General features: G+C 57.0%; 3 protein-coding genes and 1 pseudogene. All 4 read left to right on the top strand.

Translation table 11 applies throughout. The annotated features are described in order from the left end of the window. Positions 1 to 281 precede the first annotated feature (281 nt). The 4 genes and pseudogenes from ACP7DD_RS12870 to ACP7DD_RS12885 all read left to right on the top strand — a co-directional run bounded on the left by ACP7DD_RS12870 (position 282) and on the right by ACP7DD_RS12885 (position 6,640). A complete protein-coding gene (locus tag ACP7DD_RS12870) occupies positions 282 to 4,817 on the top strand; it encodes a DUF4329 domain-containing protein (protein WP_426175212.1) in 4,536 nt (1,511 codons plus the stop codon). Then, the gene (locus tag ACP7DD_RS12875; RefSeq protein ID WP_426175213.1) at positions 4,814 to 5,179 is read left to right on the top strand and encodes an NTF2 fold immunity protein; all 366 of its coding nucleotides are present in this window, start codon (positions 4,814 to 4,816) and stop codon (positions 5,177 to 5,179) included. The genes ACP7DD_RS12870 and ACP7DD_RS12875 overlap by 4 nt, the downstream gene beginning before the upstream one ends. A 109-nt stretch (positions 5,180 to 5,288) precedes the next feature. Further along, a pseudogene (locus ACP7DD_RS12880) lies at positions 5,289 to 6,247 on the top strand (IS1595 family transposase). Positions 6,248 to 6,259: 12 nt separating this feature from the next. Continuing rightward, complete coding sequence (locus tag ACP7DD_RS12885) at positions 6,260 to 6,640, top strand: hypothetical protein (protein ID WP_426175214.1); 381 nt, start codon at positions 6,260 to 6,262, stop codon at positions 6,638 to 6,640. Positions 6,641 to 6,910 lie beyond the last annotated feature (270 nt).

The following is a 6,910-nucleotide window of genomic DNA, read 5'->3' on the forward strand; positions in this document are numbered from 1 at the left end:
CCCGATGGGCCGATCCGTTCCAGCCAAGCATTTTTACCCGCGCACTATTTGCGCGTGACGTATTGGTTTGGCGTTATACGGTTTTGCAGGCGTTCTCGCGGGGAAAGTCTCCTGGCAGGTTCCGCAGCACACGCAGCCGCCGGACGATCTTCCCGCAAACTTTTCCGCGCGCGAAGTTGTGATTCGAACAAACATTATAACAACGCAATATTAGTTAATTAATCCCCAAGTACACTTGTTCCGGTTCGCACATAGGCCTCGAATCCCAACCGGAGCAGTCCATGATGAATCGCCGTACCCGTGTCTTACGATTGCTGATCCCAATGCTGGCGGTCTCGATGATTGTAGCAACACAGGGTGTGCGCGCCGAGCAGCCGATGCCAGAAGGCATGGTGGGTTGGTGGTATTACACAGGGGTGAACACCCCCGATCAATTCGCCGCGGACCCCATTACTGCGTGCAGGCTTTCAGCCCAGAACCACTTCAGGGCACCTTTGCTTGAGATGCGCGCCATGCCAGAGGCCAGCGCGCCCATCATGGAGTGCAAATACAGCAGCGGTTCCTTTACAGGTGTCCAGTGGTATGCTCCGGCGTCGTTATTTTGCAAGCCAGGATATTCGCCGCGCTGGCCGGGGATGTGCGTCAAGAGTAGAGAAGCGCCAGCGCCGGCCAGCTGTTCGAAAGCATCTCCCGGCTCCGTCGAGGCAAACCCCGTGCAACTGGCAAGCGGATCCAAGGTGCAGACCGAAACCGATCTGGTCGCCGGCCGCTACAGATTTTTACGCATCGAACGGACATACCGCAGCTTGCGCAGCAGCGGAGGCGGGCAATCGGCCGGGTTCGGCTGGTCGTTCTCCTTCGATCGGGATTTCAATGTCAATCGAGGTCTCTTCAACAGCGACCTGCCGCGCGTTTCGGGCAGTTTCGGCGACGGCAGTGCGTTCGGATTTACTCCGCGCCTCGCCGGCGGGTACGGATCTCGCTTTGACAAACTGTCGACCATAAAGCCACTCAGCGCAGCATATGATGACTGGTTGCTGACCAATGTCGACGGACAGGTCGAGCGCTACAAGAAAATCAACGGCGCTTTTAAAATGGTCAGTTCTCACAACGCAGCAGGAGGATCGGCTACCTATGCGTACAACGCCAAGAACCAGCTCATTCACATTGAAGATTCAGACGGCCGCAACGTGAAAATCAACTGGAGTGGCGGCGTGGTTGCCTCGATCGAAGGACCTGAGGGCGAGGTGCGCTACGAATACCAACAGGCAGCGGTTGCTGGCCAGGCCGATATCGCCGGGATGGCGCGCCTCGAGGCGGTTCACTTTCACGACCGCGATGGCGCGTTGGTGTCGTCGCGGCGCTACCACTACGAGGACGAGTCGCAGCGGTATCTGCTGACCGGCGTCAGCGACGAAAATAATATGCGCTTTGCGACCTATCGGTACAACCAAGCCGGTCAGGCAGTGTTGTCCGAGCATGCCGGCGGCGTGGGGCGCTATACGTTCACCTATCCGACCGACCTTGCACGGCGCATTACCGATCCGCTCGGCACGGAGCGCGTCTTGGGCGTGAGCTACCCGAGCGATACCAGAGGGCGCATTGTCAGTGAAAGCCAGCCTGCAGGCGCGGGGTGCGAAGCCGGCGCCAATGCGTTCGAGTACAGCAGCAGCGGAGATCTGGCGAGCCGGACCGACTTCAACGCCCAGAAAACCTGCTTCACCAATGAAGTTGCGCGCGGACTGGAAACGCGCCGCATATCAGGATTGCCGGCGGGCGCGAGTTGCCCCGTCGGCGCCGAAGCTGTCGGCGGCAACACGGCCCGCATGATCAGCACGCAGTGGCATCCGGATTGGCCGCTCAAGAGCATGGTCGCAGAACCAAATCGGCTCACAAGTTACGTGTACAACGGCGAGCGCGGGGCCGACGGTCAAATTGCGCATTGCTCCGACGCGACCCTGCCGAACGGTAAGCCGGTGGCCTTGCTTTGCAGCCAAACAGTCCAGGCAAGTAGCGACAACAACGGTACGCTCGGCTTCACTGCCGCGAAAACGGGCGCAGCGCGCGTGTGGCAGTACACCTATGACAGCGCCGGCAAACTGCTGATCCGCACCGGACCAGCCGACGCGCTCGGCAACCGCGACGCGCTGCGGCTCGCTTATTACGCCGACACCACCGGCGATCACCATACCGGCGACCTTGCCACGGCAACCAACGGCGCCGGCGAAGTCACGCAAATTCGCGAATACAGCAAGGACGGCCTGGCGACCAACATCAAGCTGCCAAATGGGCAAATCATCAAGCTCGAATACGGCGCTCGCCAGCGGCTGGCGTCACGAACGGTCGAGGACGGCCGCGCCGCGTCCGAAACCACGCGCTACCAATATGACGACGCCGGCCAGCTCACCGGCGTTATCGCCGCCGATGGCACGTCGATGGAGTACGTCTACGATGCGGCGCACCGCTTTACCGATCTGCGCGACGGCGCTGGCAACACCGTCCACTTCACCCTCGACAACATTGGCAACGTCGTCAAACAGGATGTGCGCGATGCGAGGGGCGAGTTGGTAGCTACGTCAAAGCGCACGTACGACGCGCTTAACCGGCTGCAGAAAGAGCAGCGCGACGACCAGGACCCAGGCGTGAGCTACGCCTACGACCGTGGCGGCAACCTGACCAAGGTGACCGATCCGCTCGGCCGCGCCACTACCCAGGTTTTCGATAGCTACAATCGGGTGATGACGCAGATTCTCCCACCCCCAGCGCCAGGCGCCGCCGCACCAGTGATCGGTTTCGGCTACTCGCATCAGGACGATCTGCTTTCCGTGACCGATCCTCGTAAGCTGACGACACGCTACACCGTGGACGGACTCGGCCAGCAAACCGGCATCATCAGTCCGGACACTGGAATGACAACCATCAAGTTCGATGGTGCCGGCAATCCGGATTTCAGCACTGACGCCGCCGCCCGCAAGACCATCTATCGATTCGACGCCGGGCACCGCCTGACTCAACTTGGCAGCAGTACTTTCGACTACGGCAAAGACGGCAGCGGCGCAACCGGGCGCCTGACGAAAATGACCGACGCATCCGGACAGACCAGCTACACCTACGACGGCTTCGGCCGTCTCTTAAGCAAAGCGCAGTCGGTAGGGGCCGGCGCTTCAGCAAAGAATTTGACGACGGCGTACAGCTACGGCGGCACCGGGTACAGCGTCGGCCATGTAACTTCAATGACCTACCCCAGCGGAAACCAGATTGACTTCGCTTATGGCATTGATGGTCGAGTGAAGAGTCTGATTCTAACTGCGCCAAGCGCGAGTCCCGTAACGATTCTTGGCGACATTCGCTATCTCCCGTTCGGTACAGTGCGTGGTTGGACGTGGGGAAACAGCAGCACCGCTAGCCCGAATATTTACGAGCGAAAATTCGACCTCGACGGGAAGATCGTCAGCTATCCGTTAGGCCATCCCGCCAACAACGGCACGGTGCGCACTCTGAGCTACGACGCTGCAGGGCGGATCAGAACGACCAAACACACCGGCGCTGCGGGTGCCGCACTGCTTGACCAGCGCTACGACTACGACGGCCTCGATCGGCTAATCGCGTTCGACAGCGCCAACACCATCCAGCGTTTCCAGTACGATGCCAACGGCAACCGGACCCGGGCGACGTTCGGCGCGAACACCTATATCAACAAGATAAATGCAGCTAACAATCGCCTCGCCAGTACCACCGGGCCGGCGCCGGCAAAGCAAAATTCCTATGATGCCACGGGAAATCTGACGAATGACGGCACGATCCTGTACAAGTATGGAGCAGATGGCCGATTGAGCGGAGTTGTTCGCGACGGCATCACTACGAATTATCGCTACAATGGCCTAGGGCAGCGTGTAACCAAAACTAGCTCGACCGGCCTGGCAGCGCACTACGTCTACGGCGAGCTGGGAATGCTTCTGGGCGAGTACGACGCTGCTGGCAAGCCGCTACAGGAAACGGTGTACCTCGGCGACTTGCCGGTGGCCGTCTTAAAACCCGGCGCCACCTCTTCAGGCACCAAAGGTCTCGCGACACTTGGCGTCTATTTCGTGTACTCAGATCATTTATCGGCACCAAGAGTACTGACGCGGGCGAGCGACAACAAGATGGTTTGGCGTTGGGACGGTGCGGATCCGTTTGGCATTGATCGGCCAGACGAGAACCCGGCACGCCTGAGCCCATTTAATTACAATCCACGATTTCCTGGTCAGGTGTTTGACAGCGAAGCGAACAACCACTACAACTACTTTAGGGATTACGATCCACAGACAGGACGGTACATTCAGTCTGATCCTACCGGCTTGGAAGGCGGGATCAATATGTATGGCTATGTTGAAGGAAATCCGATTTCGTATGTGGATATTTACGGTCTAAAACCCGGCACACGTTATAAGAGCCCTGACCACGCAGGTATCCAAGCAATCCGCGAGTTCAATCCAATATCAATTCAACGAAATCTTGAATATGGGGGACGTGTATGCAGATTAACCAATGGTTTATGTACTTATACAGTTCCGGAAATTGGAACCGATCATAATATTCCTCAGGGGTATCCATCATGTCCGACAGGAACAACGAACGTGGGCCAATATCACACTCATGGCGCGTACAAGGAAAACTATAGGAATGAGGTGTTTTCCGGGAACGACCAAACTCTTAGTGATGGGGAAGGAGTGCCATCGTACCTCGGCACTCCAGCCGGCAACATCTTGAAGTACACCCCGAATGGGACGCCGTACGGTGGAAAAGCGAAAAAAATTGGACAGGGGGCGAAATGAAATCGAGTAAATCTGCGGCATGCATCGTGATCACGGTGTGGTTAAGCATCGCAAATTCCTATGCCGATAGCAACTTGAAACAACAGTTTGTACAGAAGAATGGCGTAATCCCGAAGGACGGATACGTACCAAAAGACGGATTCGTCCCTGACGCTGCGACAGCCGTCGCGGTCGGGCTGGCCGTGCTAACGCCGATTTATGGCCGCGACGTTATTGACCCGCAGAAGCCACTCAAAGCCGTCTTGGTGGGAGACGTCTGGGTAGTGATGGGTGCCCTCAAGAGCAATTCAGTCGGAGGCGTTGCCGAAATAAATATTTCGAAGAAAAATGGGGCAATACTGCGAGTAATTCATGGAAAATAAGGCCCAATACCGTTTGCTGATTAGCGCTCATCTTCATCATAATTGAACGTAGCGATTCAATGACCGTCCAACTTCTATAGACGCGCATTGTTCGGCGATGGGAGCGAATATGGCAGCGATGAATCGAGTGCAGTTTCAATCTGGGTTGAGCCTGAGCCAGTTCATGGCGCGCTACGGAACTCGGCCCAGTGTGAGATCGAGCTCGAACAGTGCCGTTGGCCCGATGGTTTCGTATGTCCCATGTGCGCGCGAAAAGGGCACTACGTCGTTTGGCACGGCAAGGCGAAGACGTTCCAGTGTCACGCTTGCCGACGCCAGACCACGCTCACGAGCGAAACCATTTTTCATTCGAGTAAGCTGCCGTTGACGAAGTGGTTTCAAGCGATGTACTTTCTCACCCAGTCCAGAAATAACGTCTCGGCGCTGGAATTGATGCGACTCGTCGGAGTTTGCTATCGGACCGCCTGGCGCCTCAAACACAAGATCCTTGAGGTGATGGCCGAACGTGAGTCTATTCGCAAACTGGAGGGCCGAGTGGAGGTGGACGACGCCTATCTGGGCGGCGCGCACCCAGGTGGGAAGCGTGGGCGCGGATCGCAGAACAAGGTGCCTTTTATCGCTGCGGTCGAAACTTCTGAGGATGGGCGCCCACTTCATGCCATATTTTCGAAGGTGAAGACATTAGGGCGGGAAGACGTGAAGGCTTGGGCTATGGCGCATCTGTCCGCCGCGAGTATTGTCGTTTCCGATGGATTGGACTGTTTCAGCGCTGTCAAAGCCGCCGGCGCGGCGCACACGCCATCGGTCGTCGGGAAGGCGCGCCAGAGCAGCGATATACCATGTTTTAAATGGATCAATACAATACTGGGAAACCTGAAGACCGCCACGAGCGGCACCTACCATGCATTTGATTTCGCAAAATATGGCTTCCTCCACTTGGCAGAGGCGCAGTACCGCTTTAATCGCCGATTCGATATGTCGACCATCCTCACGCGCCTGATCCACGCTGCCGCGGCTACCGGCAGCCGGACCGAAGCGTGGATGCTGCTGGCTGAAGATGAGCGCTAATCACCTATCAGTATGTGGCCTGCGACGCCAGCGGGTCTGTTCAACACGCCCGACGCGCAATTCCTCGAGCTTAAGGATGATATCAAGAATGAAGGCCGCCCGCCCGACCGCCAGTTCGTGATTGACGACTTGGATGAGGATGTAATACAAAAATGGTGGGATAAATTTCAGAAAACCAACCGGAAATTTGCAGCACTGGGGCAAAATTGTGCGGAAACGGTCAGCGAGGCTTTGGACGCTGGCGGGGGGCGCTTTCCTGCAGTCAAGGGCGGAGGCTTTCCCTTCCAGCTGCTGTTTTGGACACCAAGCAACGTTGCCGACTATGCCGATGCAATAAACAAGGGGATTGAGGCGAAAAAGAGGATGAAAAAATTCCAGCGTTTTAAACCCTGACAGTCTAGAACGCGCGATATGGGCAGTCGTGGCTCAGTTTTTTTCAAAAAGGGATGCTCATGTTACGCCGAAATTTCACATTCGTTGCTACTCTGGCATTCGCAATTGTCTACTCCGGTTACCCCGGTCCGGCCTACGGGGAATTGGCTAGCAGGCTGTTGAAAAATCCCGCCGCCCTGTCAACGGGACGGCGGGGGTATACGTTGTGTAATGAGAACAACTTTCCCCTTCGAAACTATGCGCAAGACCGACGTCACCCAGCACGCCATG

Origin of the sequence: Massilia sp. TWR1-2-2 (assembly GCF_049897565.1) — a bacterium.
Classification (GTDB): domain Bacteria; phylum Pseudomonadota; class Gammaproteobacteria; order Burkholderiales; family Burkholderiaceae_D; genus JAFCUW01.